The sequence below is a fragment of the Pseudomonas sp. A25(2017) genome (genome assembly GCF_002001065.1).
GTDB classification, from domain to species: domain Bacteria; phylum Pseudomonadota; class Gammaproteobacteria; order Pseudomonadales; family Pseudomonadaceae; genus Aquipseudomonas; species Aquipseudomonas kilonensis.
On the sequence record NZ_MUOA01000051.1, the window covers coordinates 65,932 to 90,318 of the forward strand.

Genomic DNA, 24,387 nt, shown 5'->3' on the forward strand with positions numbered 1-24,387 from the left:
ATCATGAGTGTCTCGAACAAAGAACCACAGGGGCAGGCCAAAGAGTCGTTGCTGCCGGCGCCCCATGACATCGACGCGCTGGTGCGCGCCGAACACCACGACCCGTTTTCCATCCTGGGGCCTCATGGCGACGACGCCGGCGGCCAATTCATTCGCGCGTATCTGCCCGGAGCCCTGAGCGTGCATGTGCTGGCCCGCGATGGCGGCGAAGAGCTGGGGGAACTGCAACCCACCGCAACCCCGGGGCTGTTCGTCGGCCATTTCGACCGTGCCCAGGCGTACTTGCTGCGCACCCGTTGGGCCGGCGGCGAGCAGGTTGCCGAAGACCCCTACAGCTTCGGTCCGTTGCTGGGGGAGATGGACCTCTACCTGTTTGGCGAGGGCAATCACCGCGATCTCAGTTCCTGCCTCGGTGCGCAACTGACCACCGTCGATGGCATCGACGGCGTGCGGTTCGCGGTCTGGGCGCCGAATGCCCGGCGCGTTTCGGTGGTCGGGGATTTCAACGTCTGGGACGGGCGTCGGCATCCGATGCGCATTCGTTATCCGTCCGGCGTGTGGGAGATATTCGTCCCCAGGCTGGGTGCCGGTGAAGGTTACAAGTATGAAATCCTCGGTGCCCACGGCATCCTGCCGCTCAAGGCCGACCCTGTGGCCCTGGCCACGCAGATGCCGCCAGACACGGCGTCGAGAGTCGCCTCACCCCTGAAGATCGAATGGCAGGACGACGAGTGGATGCAGCACCGTCGCGAGCGCCAGCTCCCGGGTGCGCCGCTGTCGATCTACGAATTGCACGCCGGCTCCTGGCAGTGCGAAATCGACGAGGCGGGGGAGGTGGCCCGGCAATACAACTGGCATGAAATGGCCGAGCGGCTGATCCCGTATGTCAAGGACCTGGGTTTCACCCACATTGAGCTGATGCCGATCATGGAGCACCCGTTTGGCGGTTCCTGGGGCTATCAGCCGCTGTCGCAATTCGCGCCGACGGCACGCTTCGGCTCGCCAGACGATTTCGCCGCGTTCGTCAACGCCTGCCACCAGGCCAATATCGGCGTCATCCTCGACTGGGTACCGGCGCATTTCCCCACCGACACCCACGGCCTGGCCCAGTTCGACGGCACCGCGCTGTACGAATACGGCAACCCGCTGGAAGGCTTTCACCAGGATTGGGACACGCTGATCTACAACCTGGGCCGCACCGAAGTGCACGGCTTCATGCTGGCGTCGGCGCTGCACTGGCTCAAGCATTTCCACGTCGATGGCCTGCGGGTGGATGCCGTGGCCTCGATGTTGTACCGCGACTATTCGCGCAAGGCCGGTGAGTGGGTGCCTAACCGCCACGGCGGACGGGAAAACCTCGAAGCCATCGATTTCCTGCGGCACCTCAACGATGTGGTGGCGCTGGAAACCCCCGGTGCGCTGGTCATCGCCGAAGAATCCACGGCGTGGCCAGGCGTCAGCCAGAGCACCCAGCAGGGCGGCCTGGGTTTTGCCTACAAGTGGAACATGGGCTGGATGCACGATTCGCTGCACTACATCCAGCAAGACCCGGTGTACCGCGCCCATCACCACAACGAACTGAGTTTTGGCCTGGTGTATGCCTGGTCCGAGCGCTTCGTCCTGCCGATTTCCCATGACGAAGTGGTTCATGGCAAACGCTCGCTGATCGACAAGATGCCCGGTGACCGTTGGCAGAAATTCGCCAACCTGAGGGCCTACCTCAGCTTCATGTGGGGCCATCCCGGCAAGAAGCTGTTGTTCATGGGCTGTGAGTTCGGCCAATGGCGCGAGTGGAACCACGACCAGCAATTGGACTGGTACCTGCTGCAATACCCTGAGCACCGTGGGGTGCAGAAACTGGTGAGCGATCTGAACCGGCTGTATCGCGAAGAACCGGCGCTGCATGACCAGGATGATGCGCCCCAGGGGTTCCAGTGGTTGATTGGTGACGATGCGCTCAACAGCGTCTACGCCTGGCTGCGCTGGAGCAAGGAGGGCCGGCCGGTGCTGGTGGTCGCCAACTTCACACCGGTGCCGCGCGAGGCCTACCGGGTCGGCGTGCCGTTCGGCGGGCGTTGGGTCGAATTGCTCAACAGCGATGCCGACACCTACGCCGGCTCCAACTATGGCAATGGCGGCGGGGCCTCCACCGAAGAAGTGCCCAGCCATGGCCAGGCCCTGTCGCTGGAACTCAACTTGCCGCCGTTGGCGGTATTGATCCTGCGGCCGGAGGGTTAGTCGCGAGTCTAGCCATGCAGCCCTGTGGGAGCGAGCCTGCTCGCGATGCGGTCTACCTGAGAAGGTGATGTTGGATGTGCCGCCGTCATCGCGAGCAGGCTCGCTCCCACAGAGGGCTGTGTCGCGTCAGCGAACCAGGCACGGCCGCTTGTTGTTGAACGTCCAACCCGGAATCAGGAACTGCATCGCCACCGCATCGTCCCGCGCGCCAAGGCCCATGCCCTTGTACAACTCATGGGCCTTGGCCAGTTGGTCGATGTCCAGCTCAATCCCCAGCCCCGGTTTTTTCGGCACCTGCACGCAACCGCCCTGGATCTGCAACGGCGCCTTGGTCAGCCGCTGGCCGTCCTGCCAGATCCAATGGGTGTCGATGGCCGTGATGTCGCCCGGTGCGGCGGCGGCCACGTGGGTGAACATCGCCAGGGAAATGTCGAAGTGGTTGTTGGAGTGCGAGCCCCAGGTCAGGCCCCATTCATGGCACATCTGCGCCACCCGTACCGAGCCCTGCATGGTCCAGAAGTGCGGATCGGCCAGGGGAATGTCCACGGACTGCAAGGTGATGGCGTGGCCCATCTCGCGCCAGTCGGTGGCGATCATGTTGGTGGCGGTCTTCAGGCCCGTGGCGCGGCGGAACTCGGCCATGACCTCGCGGCCCGAATAGCCGTTCTCGGCACCGCAAGGGTCTTCGGCGTAGGCCAGCACCTTGTGCTGGTCGCGACACAAACGCACCGCTTCCTTGAGTGACCAGGCGCCGTTCGGGTCCAGGGTGATGCGTGCCTGGGGAAAGCGCTCGGCCAGCGCCGTGACCGCTTCGATCTCTGCGTCGCCTTGCAGCACGCCGCCCTTGAGCTTGAAGTCCTGGAAGCCATAGCGGGCGTGGGCGGCCTCGGCCAGGCGGACCACGGCGTCGGCGTCCAGGGCTTTTTCGTGGCGCACACGAAACCAGTCGTTGTCGGCGTCCGGTTCGCTGCGGTAGGGCAGGTCGGTCTGCTGGCGATCGCCGACGTAAAACAGATAGCCGAGCATCTTCACTTCATCGCGTTGCTGGCCTTCGCCAAGCAGCGCCGCGACCGGTACGTCCAGGTGTTGGCCGAGCAGGTCCAGCAGTGCCGCTTCCAGGCCGGTCACCGCGTGGATGGTGATGCGCAGGTCGAAAGTCTGCAGGCCACGGCCGCCGGCATCGCGGTCGGCAAAGGCGTGGCGCACGGTGTTGAGGATCTTCTGGTACGTGCCGATGGGGCTGCCGACCACCAGCGAACGGGCATCTTCGAGGGTCTGGCGAATGCGCTCGCCACCGGGCACTTCGCCCACGCCGGTGTGGCCGGCGTTGTCCTTGAGGATGACGATGTTGCGGGTGAAGAACGGGCCATGGGCGCCGCTGAGGTTCAGCAACATGCCGTCATGGCCGGCCACGGGCACGATCTGCATGCTGGTGATGATCGGGGCTTTGCTGGTTTCTGGGGTGCTCATCTGTACTTATCCTTGAACAATCGAATGATCAGACGTGGCTGGCGGCCGGGTCGGCTGGAGTTGTCACGGCTTTGGGCTTGGGCGTGTTGCGTGCGGCAAACACGATGATCGCGGCAATGATCGAGGTGGCCGCCAAGCCGTAGAGGCCGCCCTGGATCGAGCCGGTGTGCTCCTCCAGCAGACCGAACGTGGTCGGGGCAACGAACCCACCGAGGTTGCCCACCGAGTTGACCAGGGCAATCACCCCGGCGGCGATCCGGGCGTCCAGGTAAGCCTGGGGAATTGGCCAGAACAGCGACGACGCCGACTTGAAACCCAGGGCCGCGAAACAGATGGCGACGAAGGCGAAGATCGGCCCGCCGGTGGTGGACATGAACATCCCGGCTGCCGCGATCAACAGGGCCGTGGCGACCCAGGCCTGCTGGAATTTCCACTTGGCCGACAACGAGGCGAAGGCGTACATGCCGACGATCGACAGCAACCACGGGATCGAGTTGAACAGCCCGACCTGGATGTCGCTCAGTTCGCCCATTTTCTTGATGATGCTCGGCAGCCAGAACGTGGCGGCATAGATCGTCAATTGGATGAAGAAGTAGATCAGGCAAAACAGGAGGATCTGGCGGTCCTTGAGCAGCTGGCCGATGGACAGTTTGATCGGCGAAGCAGCTTCCCGTGCGCGCTGTTCATCGTCGATGGTCTGGACCAGCACATCTTGTTCTTCGCGGCTCAACCATTTGGCGTCGTGGGGCTTGGAGTCCAGCCAGAACCAGACGAAGACGCACAGGCAGACGGAAAACATCCCTTCGATGAAGTACATCCACTGCCAGCCGTGCATGCCCAGGCCGTTGATTTGCAGCAGCAACCCCGACAGCGGGCCGGAGATCAGCGACGCGATGGCCGAACCGCTGAGGAAGATGGCGATGGCTTTGCCGCGTTCGACACCCGGCAGCCAGCGGGTGAAGTAGTAGATCACCCCAGGGAAGAAACCGGCTTCGGCCACGCCCAGCAGGAAGCGCAGGATGTAGAAGTGGGTTTCGTTCTGGATGAAGGCCATGCAGGCGGCCACCAGGCCCCAGGTGAGCATGATGCGGGTCAGCCAGATGCGCGCGCCGATTCGTTGCAAGAGGATGTTGGACGGGACTTCGAACAGCGCATAGCCGATGAAGAACAGGCCGGCACCAAAGCCATAGGCCGCGGCACCGATGCCCAGGTCGTGCTCCATATGGGCACGCACGAAGCCGATGTTCACACGGTCGATGTAATTGACGATAAACATGATGACGAACAGCGGCAGGATGTGGCGCTTGACCTTGGCAATGGCCGACAGCAGCACCGGATCCGCTCCGGCATTCGCCTTGAGGCTGGATGTGTTCACTGGTTTTTCTCCCACTCGTTATTTTTATGCGGGGCATCGTGCAGGCGCCGATGTTGATAGACATCATACAACTTGATTTTTTTGAGTGACAAGACATTTTTTAGCGCGACTGGATGGGCGGTTGGACTTGTTTGTGCCGTATTTATTAGGTGGTGTTGAGGTTTTTGATTGTGCGCAGGGGGTGCGGTGCGGTAGGGGTCGAGTTTTTTTTGGCGTTGATTTTCGAAGTTAATCGCCAGATATAGTGTGTTGTCATACAAGTTTGGCGTTCTGTAATGCTCACTCTCAAGCCTGCCGGTGGTAGGATCGATCAGCCTGTTTTCGAGGAACCCTGGCGATGCCGCAAGACACCGAAGCACCCCTGCGCAAGCGTACCCACAACCTGGCCCATGACCTGGTGGCGAAGCTGAGCCAGAGCATCTTGTTGGGGCAGTTGAAGCCAGGAGAGAAGTTGCCGTCGGAAGGCGCCATCGTGCAGACCCACGGCGTCAGCCGGACCGTGGTGCGCGAGGCGATTTCCAAGTTGCAGGCTTCGGGGCTGGTGGAGACCCGCCACGGCATCGGCACCTTTGTGCTGGCGCAAACCGGCGAGCCGGGGTTGCGGCTCAATGTCGACACTGCGGCGGGTGTGCGGGCAATCCTGGAGCTGCGCCTGGGCCTGGAAACCCAGGCGGTGGCCTTGGCGGCCCAGCGTCGCAGCGAACACCAGTTGCAGCAGATGCGCCAGGCGCTGGATGACTATCAGCGGTTGTCCAGCAACAACGACAGCTGTGTCGAGGCCGACCGGCGCTTCCATCTGCTCATCGCCGAGGCCACGGACAATGCCTGTTTTGTCGAAATCATGCAGCATCTGGGCAGTGCGATGATCCCCAGGACCCGAGTGAACGTGGCCGAACGCGGCCAGGCCGACCTGGGCAAGCTGGCACAACTGGCCAACCTCGAGCATGAGGCGATCTTCAACGCCATCAAACGCCAGGACCCGGACGCCGCCCGCGCCGCCATGTGGCTGCACCTGACCAACAGCCGTGACCGGTTTGGCGCAGGTTCCTGACGGCTCATCGTCGCCTGACCCATCGCCATCGCGAGCAGGCTCGCTCCCACAGTGGATCTGTGGTGGACGCCGCATCTGTGAACACCCAGGCCCCCTGTGGGAGCGAGCCTGCTCGCGAAGGGGCCTGCACATCCAACATCACTGCAAACTGACCCACCGCCATCGCGAGCAAGCCCGCTCCACAATGGATCTGTGGCGGGCAGCGGATCTGTGAACACCCAAGCCCTCCTGTGGGAGCGAGCTTGCTCGCGAAGGGGTCTGCACATTCAGCATCAATGCAAACTGACCCACCGCCATCGCGAGCAAGCTCGCTCCCACAGGGGATCTGTGGCGGGCAGCGGATCTGTGAACACCCAGGCCCTCCTGTGGGAGCGAGCCTGCTCGCGAAGGGGCCTGCACATCCAGCATCACTGCAAGCTGACTCACCGCCATCGCGAGCAGGCTCGCTCCCACAATGGATCTGTGGCGGGCAGCGGATCTGTGAACACCCAGGCCCTCCTGTGGGAGCGAGCCTGCTCGCGAAGGGGCCGGTAGGGCGTGCTCAAAACCAGCAGGCAAAAAAAACCGGCGCAACCGAGGTTGCGCCGGTGGTGGTGCCAGTGGCTGCGCGGATATTCGTGGGTCCGCGCAACCACCGTTGAACTTGTGTCGGTTATGCCCGTTCCAGCGCCAGGGCCACGCCTTGGCCGCCGCCGATGCACAGTGTCGCGAGGCCTTTCTTGGCGTCGCGCTTGATCATTTCATGCAGCAGCGACACCAGGACTCGGCACCCCGATGCGCCGATAGGGTGGCCCAGGGCGATGGCGCCGCCGTTGACGTTGACCTTGTCCATGTCCCATTTCAATTCCCGGGCCACGGCCAGCGACTGGGCGGCGAAGGCTTCGTTGGCTTCGACCAGGTCCAGTTGATCCAGCGACCAGCCAGCCTTGTCCAGGCAGCGACGGGTGGCCGAGACCGGGCCAATGCCCATGATGGCCGGGTCGACGCCGGCATTGGCGTAGGCACTGATTTTCGCCAGCACGGGCAGGCCCAGGGCCTTGGCTTTTTCCGCGCTCATCAGGATCACCGCGGCGGCGCCATCGTTGAGCGAGGACGCGTTGCCCGCAGTGACGCTGCCATCTTTCTTGAAGGCAGGCTTGAGTTTGCCCAAGGATTCGGCGGTGGTACCGGCGCGCGGCTGTTCGTCAGTGGCGAACGCCACAGGATCGCCTTTGCGCTGGGGAATCAGGATCGGCGTGATCTCATCGGCGAACCGACCGCCCTCGATCGCGGCGACGGCCTTCTGTTGGGACGCCGCAGCGAAAGCGTCCTGCTCCTCGCGGCTGATGCCGTACTTGTCCACCAGGTTCTCGGCGGTGATGCCCATGTGGTAATCGTTGAAGGCGTCCCACAGGCCGTCGGTGATCATGCTGTCGATCATCTTCGCGTGGCCCATGCGCAGGCCGGTGCGGGCGGCCGGCAACACGTACGGGGCCAGGCTCATGTTCTCCATGCCGCCGGCGATGATGACGTCGGCGTCGCCACAGCGGATCGCCTGGGCGCCCAGGTGCAATGCCTTGAGCCCCGAGCCGCAGACCTTGTTCAGGGTCAGCGCCGGCACCGCATGAGGCAGGCCGGCCAGAATCGCCGCCTGGCGAGCCGGGTTTTGCCCGGATCCTGCGGTCAGCACCTGGCCAAGAATCACTTCATCGACCTGTTCGCCGGACAAACCGGTCTGTTCCAGCAGGCGACGAATCACCGCGGCACCGAGTTCCGGCGCGGGAATGGCAGCCAGCGAACCCTGGAAACTGCCAATGGCGGTACGGGTAGCGGCGACAATCACGACTTCTTGCATCGAATCTCTCCTCACTGGGCAGCGAACTGCATTTCCGGCACGTGGTCCGGCACGATCAATTTGCCGGCGGTCTTGGCGACGATTTCCTCGACGCTGACGCCTGGGGCACGTTCTTTCAAGATGAAGGCGCCGTCCTGGATTTCCAGGTAGGCGAGGTCGGTCAGCACCCGCTTGATGCAACCGGCGCCGGTCAGCGGCAGGCTGCAACGCGGCAGCAGTTTCGACTCGCCGTCCTTGGACGCATGGGTCATGGTGACGATGATGTTCTCGGCGCCGGCCACCAGGTCCATCGCGCCGCCCATGCCCTTGACCAGCTTGCCGGGGATCATCCACGAGGCGATGTTGCCTTCGACATCCACCTCGAACGCGCCCAGCACGGTCAGGTCGATATGGCCGCCACGGATCATGGCAAACGATTCGGCCGAAGAGAAGATCGATGCGCCGATGCGCGCGGTGACGGTCTGCTTGCCGGCGTTGATCATGTCGGCATCGACTTCGGCTTCGGTGGGAAACGCGCCCATGCCGAGCAGGCCGTTTTCCGATTGCAGCATGACTTCCATGCCTTCGGGAATGTAGTTGGCGACCAGGGTCGGAATGCCGATGCCCAGGTTCACGTAGTAGCCGTCCTGCATTTCGCGGGCGACGCGTTGAGCCATTTGTTCGCGGGAAAGTGCCATGTTGTTATTCCTTCATTCGGGCCGGGGGCAGGGGATCACTTACGCACGGTGCGCTGTTCGATGCGTTTTTCGAACGTGCCGCAAATGACCCGGTCGACGTAGATGCCAGGGGTGTGGATCTGCGTCGGGTCCAGCTCGCCGGGTTCGACGATTTCTTCGACTTCCACCACCGTGATCTTGCCCGCCGTGGCGGCCAGCGGGTTGAAGTTCTGGGCGGTGTGGCGATAGATCACGTTGCCGAAATGGTCGGCCTTCCAGCCTTTGACGATGGCGAAGTCGCCGGTGATGGATTCTTCCATCAGGTACTGGCGGCCATGGAATTCACGCACTTCCTTGCCTTCGGCCACCGGGGTGCCGACGCCGGTGGCGGTGAAGAACGCCGGGATGCCTGCGCCACCGGCGCGCATTTTTTCGGCGAGGGTGCCTTGGGGGGTGAGTACGACTTCGATTTCGCCGCTGAGCAGCTGCTTCTCGAACAGGGCGTTTTCGCCCACGTAGGAGGCGACCACCTTGCGGATCTGCCGGTCTTCCAGCAGCACGCCGAGGCCGAAACCGTCGACGCCGCAGTTGTTGGACACCACGGTGAGGTCGCGGATGCCCTTGCGCTTGATTTCGGCGATCAGGTTTTCCGGGATACCGCACAGGCCGAAGCCGCCGGCGATGACGGTCATGCCGTCCTTCAAGCCTTCCAGCGCTTCTTCATAAGAACTCACGCGTTTGTCGAAACCTGCCATAGACACCTCTTTTATTCTTGATGGGGTCGCAATGGAATGCAGTGTTGCGCCAAGTCATATATTTGTTAAGTTGATTTTTAGGTTGGATTGATTGATAAAACTCAATAATTGCCTCCCGCTGTAGGAGCTGTCGAGTGCAACGAGGCTGCGATCTTGCCAGAGACGCTTGAATCCCAAGCGAAAGATCAAAAGATCGTCCGAACTCGGCCCGAGCCTTCGGCAGCTCCTACGCAACCGGACACAGGACGCCCATGACCCTCAAGCAAATCCGCGCCTTTCTCGCCGTGGCCCAGAGCCTGAGCTTTGCCGTGGCCTGCGAGCGGCTGCATCTGTCCCAGTCGGCCCTGAGCCTGACCATCAAGGCCCTGGAAGAAGGCCTCGGCGGTCGCTTGTTCAGCCGCAATACCCGTAACGTGGCGCTGACGCCCGAAGGTGAATCCTTGCTGCCACTGGCCCGACGGCTGATTGCCGACTGGGACAACGCCGAGGACGAAATGCGCCAGCGCTTCACCTTGCAGCGCGGTCGCGTGACGTTGGCGGCGATGCCGTCATTTGCCGGCAACTTGTTGCCGCCGATCCTCAAGACCTTCCGCGCCCGCTACCCGAATGTCAACGTCACGGTCAACGACGTGATCAACGAACAGGTGCTGGAAATGGTGCGTGATCGTCATGTCGAATTGGGCGTGGCGTTCGAGCCGATGCAGGGTTCGTCATTGGCGTTCACACCCTTGTATCTCGATCGCTTCGTCGCGGTGGTGCCGCTGGACTCACCGCTTGCCCTGCGCGACGAGATCCAGTGGGAAACCTTGCTGGAACAGCCCTTCATCACGTTGCAACGACCCTCCACCGTACGGGTGATGCTGGAAGAACATCTGCTGGCCCGGGGCATGAAACTGCCTGTGGAGTTCGAGAGCCACCAGTTGGCGACCGTCGGGCGGATGGTCGCCAGCGGGCTGGGGGTGAGTGCCGTGCCGGCGCTGTGCGTCGGGCAGATGCATGAACTGGGTGCCCGCTGCATCACCTTGAGCGATCCGGTGATCGAACGGGCCATCGGGGTGCTGACCAAGCCGGGGCATGAACTGTCGGCGGCGGCGCAGGCGTTGTTCGATACGCTCAGGGATCAGGATTTGGGGGCGCAGTTGATACCGAAGTAACCACAATCCCCTGTGGGAGCGGGCTTGCTCGCGAAAACGGTGTGTCAGCTACGCAGATATCGACTGACACACCGCATTCGCGAGCAAGCCCGCTCCCACAGGGGTATGGCGTGGTGTCAGATCAACAGTGGCAACAGTTGTTCACACGGCTCTTCCAGCTTCAGGTCCAGCAGCTCATCGGCCCGGGTCTTGCCCCGGTTGATCGCCAGCAGCGGCTTGCCCTGGTCCTTGATGGCCCGGCACAGGCGAAACGCCGAATACGCCATCAGCGACGAGCCCACCACCAGCAGGCCGTCCGCTTGCTCGACGGCTTGCACGGCGCGGGTCGCGGTGAGGGGGGCGACGTTCTCGCCGAAAAACACCACGTCGGGTTTCAACCGCTCGCCGCCGCAATGAGGGCAGCGGGGCACTTGGAAGCGCGCCTCGAAAGCCGGGTCGAGCAGGGTGTCGCCATCGGGCGCCTGCACCGCATCGACGCCGGCCAGGTAAGGGTTTTCGGTTTCCATCAACTGTTGAATCTGCTGTCGTTGGCTGCGCTGGCCGCAATCCAGGCACAGCACGCGATGCAGGCTGCCGTGCAGTTCGATGACGTCCTGGCTGCCGGCCTGGTCATGCAGCGTGTCTACATTCTGGGTAATCAGGCCGGTGATGCGTTGCCGTGCCTGCAACTCGGCCAAGGCCTCGTGAGCCGCGTTCGGCCTGGCCTGCCGCACGCGGGGCCAGCCCAGCATCGCCCGCGCCCAGTAGCGCCGTCGTGCCTCGGCCTGGGCGAGGAACTCCTGGTACATCATCGGCTGTCGACCCCGGCGCACACCGTCGCTGTCGCGGTAGTCGGGGATGCCCGAAGGGGTGCTGATGCCGGCACCGGTGAGCACCAGGAAACGGCGTCCGGCCAGGTACGCCTGCAACTGATCGAGCGGTTCGCGATGGAAATCGTCCGGCATGGGGGGTTCTCCGTGGGCCTGGATTCGTTGAGGGTAGCACTGTCGAGCACGAGGCCTGCGTCACGCCTTTCGTCGCTCAGCGGCGTTGTTCTGCAAACTTTCCTTGCAGCAGGGGCCTCCACACTTATGTGTGAAAGAGCGATCGGGTTGTTTCGGTCGCTCTGAACCTGTCGCAGAGGAGGCTTATGAAGCAGACCATCGGTGAAGTACGGGCCATCAACAGGCAGCGCGGATTGGTGGGTGTGTACGTGGGGAAGGAGCACGGCCATACCGTGCTGGCGCTGCGTTCGGCCAATGACATCGATATTGGCGACATCCTGGAGTGGGACAGCGGCACGGCCTTGGGCACTCAGTCCTATCACAACCAGACCAAGGGCTGGACCGCCGATGTGTATGTGGCAAACCACGGTGTGGCGACGGCCAACCTTGAGGTCCAGTTGATGGTGGGCTCTTCCTGACGGCGCCTTCGAGACCGCTGCAACGGGGGGCCGGCGCGACATGGCCCCATGTGGGAGCGAGCTTGCTCGCGATAGCGTCGGATCAGCCTGTATTGATATTGACTGACACACCGCCATCGTGAACAAGCTCGCTCCCACAGGATTTTGCTGGATGAAGTTTCGGTGTTCAGGGCGGCTAATCAATCACTGCCTGTTGCAATAGAGGCCGAGGCAGCAGGGGAAATATCGGCATTGACCACTCGTCGCCGTTTGCAGATTTCTCTTAAAACCTTGGCGGCGTCATGTTTTCCGAATAAGACGAGCCAGCAAGGCTCGTTGATATCAACTAAGCGAGGTGAATGAAATGGCTAACACAGGAAATAACAATCCTGGCAATTTCGCTAACGATCGTGAAAAGGCATCGGCAGCCGGGAAAAAGGGCGGCCATGCATCAGGTGGCAACTTCGCCAATAATCCTGAGCGTGCATCCGAGGCCGGGCGCAAGGGAGGGCAGGCATCGGGTGGTAATTTTGCCAACGACCCTGGGCGTGCCGCAGAAGCCGGCCGCAAAGGCGGGCAAGCCTCGGGCGGTAATTTTGCCAACGACCCTGAACGGGCGTCGGAAGCCGGCCGCAAAGGTGGCCAGGCCTCGGGCGGCAACTTTGCCAACGATCGGGAAAAAGCCTCCAACGCGGGTAGAAAAGGCGGTGAAAACAGCCGTGGCGACGATTCATAATGCCCGCTGACATGGCTAGCCCCGTGCCCATGGCATGGGGCCCCAATGGGTTTATATAGTGGAGTTTGCCGGGTTTAAACTACAGCCGGGTTTTACAGCTTTTCCGCTTTATTCGTTAAAAGATATTGGTTAATCGCTGAGTCAATCACCGTTGGTCTCGTTTATTGAATAAAAGATAAATCATCCTGTTACTTCCTTCGACTATAAAAAAACGGCGAGGGCAGCGCTTCCTTGCCTGGATATTACGTTTGATCGTTGTCACCGTTTAGGCGCACGATCAGCCATGTTTTGGTCAAGACCCGTAAGGACCTTCGATGGACCAGCCCACCTCCCGGATTCGATCCCCCTGGCGCACATGGCTGAATCCGGTGCAAGACAACCTGTTGCTGGGGGTGACGTTCTGGCTCGGGCTGGCGTTGGTGACTGCATTGCTGCTTTACAGCGGCTACAACGCCCTGGTCGGCGCCGACCGTCAGAACCTGGGCTACGCGGTGCTGGGCGGTACCTCGGGCTTTGCCGCTACCGCCCTGGGGGCGTTGATGGCTGTGGTACTGCGCGATATCTCCTCGCGTACCCAGGACATCATGCTCGGTTTTGCCGCCGGCATGATGCTCGCCGCCAGTTCTTTCTCGTTGATCCTGCCAGGCATCGAGGCGGCACAAGTCATCTGTGGCAACCAGTTGCTCGCCGCATTTGTCGTCGTGGTCGGCCTGGGCTTGGGCGTTGTTCTCATGATCGGCCTGGACCGTTTCGTGCCGCACGAGCACGAACTCAGTGGCCGACGTGGGCCCCAGGTCGAGCGCATCAATCGCGTCTGGCTGTTCGTGCTTGCCATCACCTTGCACAACTTGCCGGAGGGCATGGCCATCGGCGTCAGTTTTGCCGACGGCGACTTCAAGGTCGGCCTGCCCCTGACCACTGCCATCGCCATCCAGGACATCCCCGAAGGCCTGGCCATTGCCATGGCACTGCGCGTCACCGGTATCAGCACCTTGCGCGCCGCGCTCATCGCGGTTGGTTCGGGGTTGATGGAACCACTGGGCGCGGTGATCGGCCTGGGCATGTCGTCGGGCGTCGCCATCGCGTACCCCATCAGCCTGGGGCTGGCGGCGGGGGCGATGATCTTCGTGGTGTCCCACGAGGTGATTCCCGAGACCCATCGTAACGGCCATGAAACCCCGGCCACCCTGGGCTTGATGATGGGGTTTGCGGTGATGATGTTCCTCGACACGGCGCTGGGCTGAAGGCCCTGCCAAAGACCTGTTGGATCAGATCCAGTGGGCGTTCCTGTGGGAGCAAAGCTTGCTCGCGATAGCGGTGGAGCAGTTGATATCAATGCTGCTGACCCACCGCAATCGCGAGCAAGCTCGCTCCCACATTGGTTTTTGGTTTAGGCCGGGATCCCTGTTTCTCGCGACCTATACTCAACCCCGTGGATGACCTGAATCCGGGGTGGCGCGACTGTGCTGCGTTCGCTGATGTTGGCCGTTATGCTCGTTCTGGCGGGGTGCGCCACGTCACAGCGCGGCCAACCGGTCGCCAAGGTAGTGATAGCCCAGGATACTTGGCGACAGGTGGACCAGCAGATCATCGCAGCATCGAAAAGCGCTATCGAACAGGCCGGACTCTACGCCCGCGGTTCGATGGAGCATTGGCGTGTGTTGGTCTATGAACGCACCGAGGCTGAATTCATTCCCTGGTTCAGCAGCTATTGGACCCAGGAGTGGCTGGCGGTGAAGGTCAGTTGGTACGCCGCCAGCGCCGAGGGTGAGGCGGATTCCTCGGCCAGGCGCCTGGCGGTCTACCTGCAAGAACAATATCGTGAGCAGGTGTTGGAACCGGTGGCGGTGGAAATTGATCCCGAGGCGATCAGGGCCAACGCGACGGGCTATTACCTACGCCTGCTCAATCAGCAGGTCCAGGTCATTGCCCTGCGCCATCGCATCCCGAACGAATTGATGAACCGGCGCCTGCACGGCATTCCTGCCGTCCGCCTGGGGCCGCCGCCGGCGCGTGATGCTTCGTTGTACGAGATGGTTCACACCGAGCCGCTGAACACACTGCCGGCTTATGCGGCCCTGATCGATCACGTCAACAAGGCCGCTGACACAGGGGCCGGGCCATCGGAGGCGGTGATCGCAACGGTGGCGCAACGCACCAGCGAAAAAATCGAGGCGCAATTTGCCACGCGTGGGGCGACCAGCGCGGCGGCGGCCGTGGCCGGGAAGGCGGCCGGGGCGTTGATCTCGGTGGGCGTGGCGGGCATTCGCGCGATCATCCACGAGGGCGAGCGGCCGGAAATGGAGGCGCAGATCCGCAAAAGCCTGAGCGCTGCGTTCGATGAGGCGTGGTCCAAGTCGCTCAAGCATCCCCTCAGCGGGGTGATGGCACCGGTGTATTACCTGGACGAGGCAATTAAAGGAGACCTGGTGGAGGCGGACCTGGCCAATCGCGCGGTGGCATTGCCGGACATCAAGCCGTGACGGGCCGACTCATTCTGACCCGAGGGTGACGCGACAACCCTTGCGCTGGCGGATCTGCTCGTCCGATGGGCGTTCCTTGATGAATTCGAAGCGCGGCTCGCCTTCGCTGTAGATCACCAGCCAGCCCCATTCCAGCTCGCTTTCATCCTGCCCGGGCTTGGGCGGCGAGGCCCACCAGGGTTCTTTTTGCATGACCTGACGCATCGTCTACTCCTGCCGATTGATCCTTTGCACTATAGACCGCTCGATTTGATAACCAGCGCCCATGAAAACGCTTGCATCCTGTGGGAGCAAGGCTTGCCCGCGAAGCAGGCGACTCGGTTCCAGATAGACCGTGTGATCTTCATCGCGGGCAAGCCTTGCTCCCACAAAGTCTGCCCCACAGAGCCCCTTGCCATAGGTGTGTGTGCCTGAAGTTTGATAATCAGTGTGCTCTGCTCCCGCCCACCAGCGTCTAGCGTCTGTATCCCCGCACTCGAACGGGGAATGACTGGACCCCGCGCATATGCAAGCACTGTTGAACGAGATCCTCGATACGGTTCGCCCCCTGATTGGTCAGGGCAAGGTGGCCGACTATATTCCGGCCCTGGGCACCGTAGCGTCCAACCAGTTGGGTATTGCCGTGTATGGCAACGACGGCGAGTTGTATTGCGCCGGCGACGCCGAAACAGCGTTTTCGGTGCAGAGTATTTCCAAAGTGTTCAGCCTGGTGCAGGCCATCGGGCATTCAGGCGAGGCGATCTGGGAGCGCTTGGGCCATGAGCCGTCTGGCCAACCGTTCAATTCCCTGGTGCAACTGGAATTCGAACGTGGTCGACCGCGCAACCCGTTCATCAATGCCGGCGCGTTGGTGATCTGCGATATCAACCAGTCGCGTTTCGCCGCTCCGGCGTTGTCGATGCGCGATTTCGTACGCCGTCTGTCGGGTAATCCACAGGTGATGGTGGACGGCAAGGTCGCCGAATCGGAATACCAGCACCGCGCCCGCAACGCGGCGATGGCGTACCTGATGCAATCGTTCGGCAATTTCCATAACGATGTGGAAGCGGTACTGCGCAGTTACTTCAGCCACTGCGCCCTGCGGATGAGCTGTGTCGACCTGGCGCGGGCGTTCTGCTTCCTGGCCAACGACGGGTTCTGCAAGCACAGCGGCGAACAGATCCTCACCGCCCGGCAAACCCAGCAGGTCAACTCCATCATGGCCACCAGCGGCTTGTACGATGAGGCCGGCAATTTCGCTTATCGCGTCGGCTTGCCGGGCAAGAGCGGGGTCGGTGGCGGGATTGTCGCCGTGGTGCCGGGGCGGTTCACGGTGTGCGTCTGGTCGCCTGAGCTCAACGTCGCCGGCAACTCCCTGGCCGGCATGGCGGCGCTGGAGTTGATGAGCCAGCGGATCGGCTGGTCGGTGTTCTAGAGCCGGCCTCATAAAAAAAGGCCCGCTCCTGATCCAGGCGCGGGCCTTTTTGTTGAGTGGTGATCAGCAGAGGCGGTCGATGACCCGGACCTCAGAGGTGCTCTGCATCGACTGCCAGGCCTGGGTCAGCGTTTGCAGGACGCGACCGATAAAGTCTTTGTCTGCCGCAGCCTTCTTGCCAACGTAGCCCTGGCCACGGCGGTACATCTTCAGCCGGGCACCCAGCTCTTGCGTGTTCTTTTCGAACTCGTCTTCGCGGGTGTAGGGCGAGAGGCAGTCCATATGCACCTGGCCAGTCTTGCTGATCCACAGGATATGGTTGTCGAGCGTGTCCTTGTGTGCGGCGAATATGCGAGCCAGTTCATCAATAGATGGTTGATTATTCAGATTCATGTGTAAGCCCCTTGACCATTTGGTTGATCTGTCTGGTGGTTCGCAAAAACTTCGCTATTCGGTAAGTACCTGCCCAGTGCCTGCATGGCGAGCACCGAAACCAGGCCGTCAGCGTTCCTCCATCGAACTTCGACGGGGTCGTGCATCGGTTGTGTAGTGTTATCGAAGGGCTGCTACGCAAATGCGCTACAACGAAGAGAAACAGCGAAGAATCTTCAGGCAGTGTCAACTTTCGAGGGTTGAACCACGCGCATCATGAGGATCTTCGCCGACGTTTCTCGTCCTTGTTACCGGACGGTCAGGCCAGGTCAGTACCTTCAATCTGCCTTGTGGGCAGTCCCTTATCCAAAAAACAGCTCGGCGGTCAGACGAGCTTGCTCAAACAGTTGCCTGTACTCCCGATCGGGGAGACGTCTGCATCATGCAAGGGCAAATCGGAGGCGTCAACGGTTTTGTAGTGATTATTTTTGGTCACTACATATTGTCGGACAAAACGGTTTGGGTATGAAAAATCGGCGAAGGCGCGGACTTATCTGTGGGAGCAAGGCTTGCCCGCGATGAAGAACACACGGTCGATCTGGAACCGAGTCGTCTGCTTCGCGGGCAAGCCTTGCTCCCACAAAGCCTTGCTCCCACAGATCTTCTGCCACAGGTTCCATGTCTTCGGTGAGCCGCTGCTCAGGTCGCCTTGGCCTTGCTCGGCTTGCGCGGTGCACCGCTGGTCTTGCGCTTGGCTGGCTTGCGTTTGTTTTTCCATGGCGTGGCGCCACGCCCGGCGGGGCTGGCCGGGCCGCTGATGGTCAGGCTCATGCCCTGGCAGCGGGCGACGTGCTTGCTCATCCAGGCGGCTTGCCGGGTCACGAATTCTTCCAGGCTCATTTCGCCGCTTTGCACCATGTCCAGCGCTTGCTCCCAGATGGCCGTGGTGCCCGGGTCGGCGATGGCCCGGGGCACGGCGTCGATCAGGCTGAAGGCCGCCGGGGTGGCGGACAGCGCCTTGCCGTTTTTCACCAGGTAACCGCGGTCGAGCAGCCCCTGGATAATCGAGGCCCGGGTCGCTTCGGTGCCAATGCCGGTGGTGTCCTTGAGCTTTTGCTTGAGCAGCGGGTCTTCCACCAGCTTGGCGACGTTCTTCATCGCCTTGATCAGGTCGCCTTCGGTGAACGGCTTGGGCGGTTGGGTCCACAGGTCCTTGGGTTTCACCTCGTCCACGGCGCAATCGCGACCTTCGCTCAGCGCCGGCAAGGTCTGCGGCGCCGGTGCTTCACGGCCCTTTGCTGGTGTCAGTGCTTCGGGCAGGGCACGTTTCCAGCCGGGTTCGACGATCTGCTTGCCCACGGCACGCAGCACCTGGCCGGCACAGTCGAAGTCGGCCTGGGTCCGGTCGTATTCGTGGTTGGGCAGGAACTGCGCCAGGTAGCGCGCGCGAATCAGCGTATAGACCGCGCGCTGCTTGCCGGCGAGTTTGTCGAGGTTTCTGGCGGCGGCGGTGGGAATGATGCCGTGGTGGGCGCTGACCTTGGCGTCGTTCCAGGTCCGGGACTTGCGTTGCGGCTGCAGGTGCTCGCGCAGCGGTGCAAGGCTTGGGTCGGCCTGGGCGAGGGCGGCCAGGATGGCCGGTGCCTCACTGTGCTGGCTCAAGGGCAGGAAACCGCAATCGCTGCGCGGGTAGGTGATGAGCTTGTAGGTCTCGTAGAGCGACTGGGCAATGTCCAGGGTTTCCTGGGCGCCGAGGCCGAGTTTCTTCGAGCAGACTTCCTGCAGCGTGCCCAGGTCGAAGGGCAACGGTGCCGCTTCGCGCAGACGTTCGGTACGTACCTTCAGTGTCCGGGCGGTGGCGGCGTTGCTCATGGCTTGGGCGGCGTCCCGGGCCAGGGCCTGGTTCAGGCAGCGCTCCTGGTCGTCGCAGGCGTCCGGATCGGCGCGCCACTGGGCGGTGAACGCCGTGCCTTCGTGGCTGAGCTGCACGTCGATGGCCCAGTAGGCGACGGGCACGAAGTCGGCGATGCTGCGGTCGCGGTCCACCACCAGCCGCAGCGTCGGTGTCTGCACGCGGCCCACCGGCAACACGCCCTGGTAGCCGGACTGGCGCCCCAGCAAGGTGAACAGGCGACTCATGTTCATGCCGATCAGCCAGTCGGCCCGGGAACGGCCAAGCGCCGAGTGATACAGGTTGAAGGTTTCGGCCCCTGGCTTGAGGGCGGCCAGGGCCTTGCGGATCGATGCTTCGTCCAGGGCCGAGAGCCATAGCCGCCGGATCGGCCCGCGATAACGGCAATGTTCCACCAGTTCCCGGGCGATCATTTCGCCTTCGCGGTCGGCGTCGGTGGCGATCACCAATTCCTTCGCTTCCCCCAGCAGGCGCTTGACCGCCTTGTACTGGCTGGCGGTTTTCGGCTTGACGGTCATTTTCCATTGCGCCGGCACGATGGGCAGGTCGGCCAGTACCCAGCGCTTGTAGCGTGCGTCGTAGGCGTCGGGCGGGGCGGTTTCCAGCAGGTGGCCGATGCACCAGGTGACCGTGATGCCAGGGCCCAGCCAGCAACCGTCGCCACGGCGCGTGGCACCGAGCACGGCGGCGATGTCCTTGGCCTGGGACGGTTTTTCACACAGGTACAGCTGCATAGCGCCCTTTTCCTGAGCAGGTTTCATGGGGTTGTAGCATGGTCATGGATGCGCGCCAGGGCAAGTTTTATCTGTATGGATATACAGATAAAAAGCGTTGCGCTGCGTTGCCGGGGGGGCTCTGGCGTGACATTCGGCGGCCTGTTGGCACACAGAATGAATTTCTCGCAGGGGGATTGCTCATAACTTCAAGGCGGTTGTTGCCGCAAAGAAGGTTTTATGAGGTCAAGGAGAGTCACTTTCATGAATTCGATGCCAAATGGCAACGGCCAGGCGACTACACGTTTGATTCTCGTTGTGGAAGATGATCCGACCATCCTGGAGTTCCTCTGTGAAATCCTCGAGGAGGAAGGGTTTGTCGTGGAGCCTCGGGAAAGCGCCGACGCGGCGTTGACGTTTCTCGAAGAGAGCGCCGATTACGTCGACCTGTTGCTCACCGATATCACCATGCCCGGCAAGATCGACGGCGCGGACCTGGCCAACCTGACCGGAGACCGCTGGCCGCAGATACCGCTGCTGATCATGTCCGGCTTCGAAACGCCGGAAAGCGCGGGAATCAAGCACCACGCTTCGTTCATCGCCAAGCCCTGGGCGCTGGGACAAATGCTGGACCTGGTGGAAAGCACGGTGAAAAGTCACTCCCTGAACTGAGTCATTCCTGCGAGCGGGCAGTGGTCGGGCATGTTTGGGTTGCAAGCGGCGATGGGCTCTATGACAATGCGAGTCATTATCAGTCGCGAATTATTCCATTGCCATGTCCGCCAACGATCTGTCCCTACGCAGTGCTGTCGACGTTCTGTACAGTGATCATCACGGTTGGCTCCAGGGCTGGCTGCGCAAGCGTTTGGGCAACACCTTCGATGCCGCGGACCTTGCCCAGGATACGTTTGTGCGGGTGATCAAGGCGCGCACTGCGCTGGATATCCGTGAGCCACGACCGTACCTGTCGATGATCGCCAAAGGGCTGTTGATCGACCTGTTTCGCCGTCGCTCGCTGGAGCAATCCTACCTCGAAGTATTGGCGGCCATGCCGCAAGAGCAGCATCCCTCGCTGGAAGAGCAGGCGATCATGCTCCAGGCCCTGATGGAGATCGACCGCTTGCTCCTGGGGTTGGGGCCGCGGGTCAGGCAGGCGTTCATCCTGTCGCAGTTCGATGGCCTGACGTACCCGCAAATTGCCGAACGCCTGGGGGTTAGCGTACGCACGGTCAACAACCACATGGCCAAGGCCATGGAGCATTGCTGCCTGATGCAGATTCAACTGCAACTTTCATGAACCTGCCCCCGGAAGAGTTGAACGCCATTCGTGTAGCGGCGCAGTGGTACGCCCGGCTGCATTCCGGCATCAGCACCGACGCGGACCGGGCCGACTGGCACGCCTGGCTGGCTGCCGATCCGTTGCACAGCCAGGCCTGGCAACGCATGGCGGCAGTGGCCGAGCAGATGGCAAGCGTACCGGGCGCCCTGGCCGCGCCGACCTTGAGCGACACCCACCATCGATCCCGCCGCCAGGTGTTGCGCAGCGCCTTGCTGCTGACGTCCGCTGGCGGCCTGGGTTGGTTGGGCTGGCACAGCCAGGCAAGCCAGAACCTGTTTTGCGATTACCGCACCGCCGTGGGCGAGCGTCGCGAATTCCAACTGGCCGATGGCAGCACGGTCCTGCTCAACACCGATACCTCGATCAATGTTCGTTTCGATGGACAGCAGCGGCGCCTGGAGCTGTTGCGGGGTGAGGTGCTCGTGACGACGGCGGTCGATCCCTTGCGGCGTCCGTTCAAGGTGGTCACGGGGCCAGTCGAGGTGCTTGCGCTGGGCACGCGGTTTATCGTCCGTGGCCAGGCGCGGGGTGGCGAAGTGGCGGTGCTGGAGAAAGCGGTCGAGGTGAGCCTGCTGGCGACTGGAGCAAGGAGGCGGGTCGAAGCCGGCCAGCGCCTGGGTTTCAATGAGCGGTCGCTGGGCACGTTGCGTGGCAACGATGTGTCGGTCGGTGCCTGGCAGAAGGGCAGCATCATCGCCATTGATCGTCCCCTGGCGGCGCTGCTGGATGAACTGTCGCGCTACCGCCCCGGTGTGCTGCGTTGGGACCCGGCGATTGGCGACTTGAAGGTGTCCGGTGTGTTTCCCGTCGATAACACCGATCTTGCCTTGGCCGCGCTGGAAAGTGGTTTCTCGTTGCGAGTGACCCGCTACAGCCGATTCTGGGTCCAGGTCGCGGGTGGCGATCGGCGGTGACGCTGTGTAATAAAAAAATCCGGCCCTGCACTTTTCACCCCCCTCGTTCGGCTCTTCCTCAGTGAGTTTTTATCGACTGTTTTGGGGAGGGGAAATATGCCTTGGGTAAGCGCGCCAGGCCGTCTGGTGTTTGCAGTGAAAATCGGCTTGCTGGCTGTCACCACCGCCGGCGCCACGGCCGTGAATGCCAGCCCGGTTCCAGGTGCCTCGGCGCAGCAGCGTTTGGTGCAGGCCTACGATATCGGCGCCGGCAGCCTGGTGGATGTGCTGACCCGCTTCTCCAGCGCCGCCGGTGTCGCCCTGTCGTTTGATGCCCGGCAACTGGAGGATTTGCAATCGCCCGGCCTGAGAGGTTCTTTCGGCGTGGGTGACGGTTTCGCTCGCATTCTTGGCGGTAGTGGCCTGCAAGCTGAGCCCCAGGCCAACGGCACGTACGTGCTGCGCCGGCTGCCCGCCAACGGTTCGGTCATGGAACTGGGAGCCACCCGCATCGAGGCTCAGATGCTCGGGGCGACCACCGAGAACAGTGGCTCCTACACGACGGGCGCGGTGACCATCGGCAAGGGCGAGCATTCCCTGCGCGAAACGCCGCAGTCGGTGACGGTGATCACCCGCAAGATGCTCGATGACCAGAACCTCAACACCATCGATCAAGTGATGGAAAAGACCCCCGGCATTACCGTCTACGACTCGACCATGGGCGGTAAGTATTTCTATTCCCGTGGGTTCCGGATGTCCGGCCAGTATCAATACGACGGCGTTCCGCTGGACATGGGCAACAGCTATGTCCAGGCCGACAGTTTCAGCAGCGACATGGCCTATTACGACCGTGTCGAAGTCCTGCGCGGCGCCGCCGGGATGATGAAGGGCGCGGGCGGTACTTCCGGTGGCGTCAATTTCGTGCGCAAACGCGGCCAGGCCACGGCCCAGACCGAACTCAGCCTCTCGGGCGGCACCTGGGACAACTACCGCGGGCAGGTCGATACCGGTGGCCCGCTGAATGATTCCAGCACCGTGCGGGGCAGGGCGGTGATCGCCGAGCAGAGCCGGCATTTTTTCTACGACGATGCCCGGCGCAAGGACCAGATTTATTACGGTGCCCTGGATTTCGATCTGTCGCCCGACACGACGCTCGGCGTGGGCGTTGCCTATGAAGACGTCGATGCAAGCCCTTGCTGGGGCGGGCTTCCTCGCTACCGGGACGGCAGCGATCTGAAACTCAGCCGTTCCACTTGCCTGGATCCGTCGTGGAACACTTGGCGCAGCCAGCGGACCACGGTGTTCAGCGATCTCAAGCATCAGCTCAATGACGACTGGGCGGTGAAGGTCGCCAGTGTCTATACGAAAAATACCCAGGACATCAAATACGCCTTTGCATCGGGTTCGGTGGCGCCAGGCACCTCGACCACCAACCTGCTGGGCAGCATGTACGACTACGACCAGGTCGATTACGGCCTCGACGCCTACCTGGACGGCAAGTTCGACGCCCTGGGGCAACAACATGAATTGATCGTGGGTTTCAACGCCAGTCGTTCGGACAAGGACGATTTTTTCTCGGTCGCCTTCTTGCCGCAGAAGCAGAACGTGTTCGATCCGGATCGACATATTCCCGAACCGGACGACAGTTACTTCATTGAAAACTCGACGCGCGGTGGCCCGGTCAAGACCGTTACCCAGCAGCAAGGCATGTATTCGACCCTGCGCCTGAAACTGGCAGACCCGTTGACCTTTGTCGTCGGCAGTCGGGTGAGCTGGTACCGCTCCAAGACCGACTCGCAGTTTCTCACCGGCGGTTCGGAGCACGCCAAGAGCACGGAGACGGGCCAGGTCACGCCGTTTACCGCCGTGTTGCTGGACCTCAATGAGCACCTGACGGCTTATGCCAGTTATTCGGATATCTTCACGCCCCAGGGCAACTATCGCTCCGCAAGCGGCTCGGCACTCAAGCCCCTGGTGGGCGAGAGTTATGAGCTGGGGATCAAGGGGGAGTGGTTCGAGGGACGCCTGAACAGCGCCTTCAACCTGTTCCGCACGTTGCAGAAAGACCAGGCCCAGACCGACTACTTCTCAAGTTGTGCGTCCTCGGACGGTTACTGCTATGAGAACGCCGGCAAGGTTCGCGCCCAGGGGTTCGAAGCCGAGATCAGCGGTGAAGTCATCGAGCGCCTGCAACTGCTGGCCGGCTACACCTACACCCAGACCAAGACCCTCAACGACATTGACACCAGCCTCAACGGTGGTTCGTTCAACAGCTACGTGCCACGCCATGTGCTGCGCCTGTGGGCCGATTATGCCCTCGGCGGAGCGTTCGAACGGGTCAGTGTCGGCGCCGGGGTCAATGCCCAAAGCGACAACTTCCGCGTATCGCCGGCGACGGGCGAGAAGATCACCCAGGCCGGTTATGCCGTGTGGAACGGTCGCGTTGGCTACCGCATCGATGACACCTGGTCGGTGGCCCTCAATGGCAACAACCTGCTCGACAAGCGCTACTACACCACCATCGGGACCGAGAACTTCGGTAACTACTACGGTGAGCCGCGCAACTTCACCATGACCATGAAGGCGCGCTTCTGATCCGCTGGCGAGGGCG

Annotated in this window: 22 protein-coding genes; 12 read left to right on the top strand and 10 right to left on the bottom strand. The window is 62.1% G+C overall.

Annotated elements, in window-relative coordinates; all coding sequences use genetic code 11:
* The first annotated feature begins 3 nt into the window (after window positions 1-3).
* Complete coding sequence (glgB, locus tag B0E42_RS09800; RefSeq protein WP_018611388.1) at window positions 4-2,238, top strand: 1,4-alpha-glucan branching protein GlgB; 2,235 nt, start codon at window positions 4-6, stop codon at window positions 2,236-2,238.
* Window positions 2,239-2,364: 126 nt separating this feature from the next.
* On the opposite strand, the gene gudD is transcribed toward glgB, so the two are convergent.
* The 3 genes from gudD to B0E42_RS29975 are packed head-to-tail and all read right to left on the bottom strand — an operon-like array spanning window position 2,365 to window position 5,343.
* Window positions 2,365-3,708: a glucarate dehydratase gene (gudD, locus tag B0E42_RS09805; protein ID WP_018611386.1), complete on the bottom strand. Its 1,344-nt coding sequence runs from the start codon at window positions 3,706-3,708 to the stop codon at window positions 2,365-2,367.
* A 28-nt stretch (window positions 3,709-3,736) separates the two neighbouring features.
* Window positions 3,737-5,083: an MFS transporter gene (locus tag B0E42_RS09810; RefSeq protein WP_077506288.1), complete on the bottom strand. Its 1,347-nt coding sequence runs from the start codon at window positions 5,081-5,083 to the stop codon at window positions 3,737-3,739.
* A complete protein-coding gene (locus tag B0E42_RS29975) occupies window positions 5,080-5,343 on the bottom strand; it encodes a hypothetical protein (RefSeq protein WP_139353128.1) in 264 nt (87 codons plus the stop codon). The genes B0E42_RS09810 and B0E42_RS29975 overlap by 4 nt, the downstream gene beginning before the upstream one ends.
* Before the next feature lie 77 nt (window positions 5,344-5,420).
* Between B0E42_RS29975 and B0E42_RS09815 the strand changes: the two genes are divergently transcribed.
* A complete protein-coding gene (locus B0E42_RS09815) occupies window positions 5,421-6,134 on the top strand; it encodes a FadR/GntR family transcriptional regulator (protein ID WP_018611382.1) in 714 nt (237 codons plus the stop codon).
* A 652-nt stretch (window positions 6,135-6,786) separates the two neighbouring features.
* Here B0E42_RS09815 and B0E42_RS09830 read toward each other — a convergent pair.
* Genes B0E42_RS09830 through B0E42_RS09840 form a run of 3 tightly spaced genes read right to left on the bottom strand, consistent with a single transcriptional unit; the run spans window position 6,787 to window position 9,379 of the window.
* A complete protein-coding gene (locus tag B0E42_RS09830) occupies window positions 6,787-7,968 on the bottom strand; it encodes an acetyl-CoA C-acetyltransferase (protein ID WP_018611380.1) in 1,182 nt (393 codons plus the stop codon).
* A gap of 11 nt (window positions 7,969-7,979) precedes the next feature.
* Complete coding sequence (locus tag B0E42_RS09835) at window positions 7,980-8,645, bottom strand: CoA transferase subunit B (protein WP_003180355.1); 666 nt, start codon at window positions 8,643-8,645, stop codon at window positions 7,980-7,982.
* Window positions 8,646-8,680: 35 nt separating this feature from the next.
* Window positions 8,681-9,379: a CoA transferase subunit A gene (locus tag B0E42_RS09840; protein ID WP_003200117.1), complete on the bottom strand. Its 699-nt coding sequence runs from the start codon at window positions 9,377-9,379 to the stop codon at window positions 8,681-8,683.
* 251 nt (window positions 9,380-9,630) lie between these two features.
* Here B0E42_RS09840 and B0E42_RS09845 point away from each other — a divergent pair, with 251 nt between their 5' ends.
* Complete coding sequence (locus B0E42_RS09845) at window positions 9,631-10,533, top strand: LysR family transcriptional regulator (protein ID WP_053178768.1); 903 nt, start codon at window positions 9,631-9,633, stop codon at window positions 10,531-10,533.
* 116 nt (window positions 10,534-10,649) lie between these two features.
* On the opposite strand, the gene B0E42_RS09850 is transcribed toward B0E42_RS09845, so the two are convergent.
* Complete coding sequence (locus tag B0E42_RS09850; protein ID WP_077506291.1) at window positions 10,650-11,477, bottom strand: NAD-dependent protein deacetylase; 828 nt, start codon at window positions 11,475-11,477, stop codon at window positions 10,650-10,652.
* A gap of 185 nt (window positions 11,478-11,662) precedes the next feature.
* Between B0E42_RS09850 and B0E42_RS09855 the strand changes: the two genes are divergently transcribed.
* From B0E42_RS09855 to B0E42_RS09870, 4 genes are all read left to right on the top strand, one after another.
* Window positions 11,663-11,935, top strand: coding sequence for a hypothetical protein (locus B0E42_RS09855; protein WP_018611369.1), 273 nt, complete (start codon window positions 11,663-11,665; stop codon window positions 11,933-11,935).
* A 343-nt stretch (window positions 11,936-12,278) separates the two neighbouring features.
* On the top strand, window positions 12,279-12,650 hold the full coding sequence (locus B0E42_RS09860) for a general stress protein (protein WP_018611367.1): 372 nt from the start codon (window positions 12,279-12,281) through the stop codon (window positions 12,648-12,650).
* Window positions 12,651-12,964: 314 nt separating this feature from the next.
* Window positions 12,965-13,894: a ZIP family metal transporter gene (locus B0E42_RS09865; RefSeq protein ID WP_018611365.1), complete on the top strand. Its 930-nt coding sequence runs from the start codon at window positions 12,965-12,967 to the stop codon at window positions 13,892-13,894.
* 219 nt (window positions 13,895-14,113) lie between these two features.
* Window positions 14,114-15,133, top strand: a complete 1,020-nt coding sequence (locus B0E42_RS09870; protein ID WP_018611363.1) for a hypothetical protein — start codon at window positions 14,114-14,116, stop codon at window positions 15,131-15,133.
* A 9-nt stretch (window positions 15,134-15,142) separates the two neighbouring features.
* Here the strand turns inward: B0E42_RS09870 and B0E42_RS09875 are convergent, their stop codons facing one another.
* Window positions 15,143-15,337: a hypothetical protein gene (locus B0E42_RS09875; RefSeq protein WP_018611361.1), complete on the bottom strand. Its 195-nt coding sequence runs from the start codon at window positions 15,335-15,337 to the stop codon at window positions 15,143-15,145.
* 301 nt (window positions 15,338-15,638) lie between these two features.
* On the opposite strand from B0E42_RS09875, the gene glsB reads away from it, so the two are divergent.
* Window positions 15,639-16,547 (top strand): glutaminase B, encoded by a 909-nt coding sequence (gene glsB / locus B0E42_RS09880; RefSeq protein ID WP_014338647.1) that lies wholly within the window; start codon window positions 15,639-15,641, stop codon window positions 16,545-16,547.
* A 63-nt stretch (window positions 16,548-16,610) separates the two neighbouring features.
* On the opposite strand, the gene B0E42_RS09885 is transcribed toward glsB, so the two are convergent.
* Together B0E42_RS09885 and B0E42_RS09895 are read right to left on the bottom strand one after the other, a co-directional pair.
* Window positions 16,611-16,940: a hypothetical protein gene (locus B0E42_RS09885; protein WP_014338648.1), complete on the bottom strand. Its 330-nt coding sequence runs from the start codon at window positions 16,938-16,940 to the stop codon at window positions 16,611-16,613.
* Window positions 16,941-17,618: 678 nt separating this feature from the next.
* On the bottom strand, window positions 17,619-19,565 hold the full coding sequence (locus tag B0E42_RS09895; RefSeq protein ID WP_077506293.1) for a DNA topoisomerase III: 1,947 nt from the start codon (window positions 19,563-19,565) through the stop codon (window positions 17,619-17,621).
* A 243-nt stretch (window positions 19,566-19,808) separates the two neighbouring features.
* Between B0E42_RS09895 and B0E42_RS09900 the strand changes: the two genes are divergently transcribed.
* From B0E42_RS09900 to B0E42_RS09915, 4 genes are all read left to right on the top strand, one after another.
* A complete protein-coding gene (locus B0E42_RS09900) occupies window positions 19,809-20,216 on the top strand; it encodes a response regulator (RefSeq protein ID WP_018611355.1) in 408 nt (135 codons plus the stop codon).
* Window positions 20,217-20,319: 103 nt separating this feature from the next.
* Window positions 20,320-20,841, top strand: a complete 522-nt coding sequence (locus B0E42_RS09905) for a sigma-70 family RNA polymerase sigma factor (protein ID WP_003200143.1) — start codon at window positions 20,320-20,322, stop codon at window positions 20,839-20,841.
* A complete protein-coding gene (locus B0E42_RS09910) occupies window positions 20,838-21,797 on the top strand; it encodes a FecR domain-containing protein (protein WP_077506294.1) in 960 nt (319 codons plus the stop codon). The genes B0E42_RS09905 and B0E42_RS09910 overlap by 4 nt, the downstream gene beginning before the upstream one ends.
* Window positions 21,798-21,893: 96 nt before the next feature.
* Entirely contained in the window at window positions 21,894-24,371 is a 2,478-nt protein-coding gene (locus B0E42_RS09915) for a TonB-dependent receptor (protein WP_077506295.1), read from the top strand.
* Window positions 24,372-24,387: the final 16 nt, after the last annotated feature.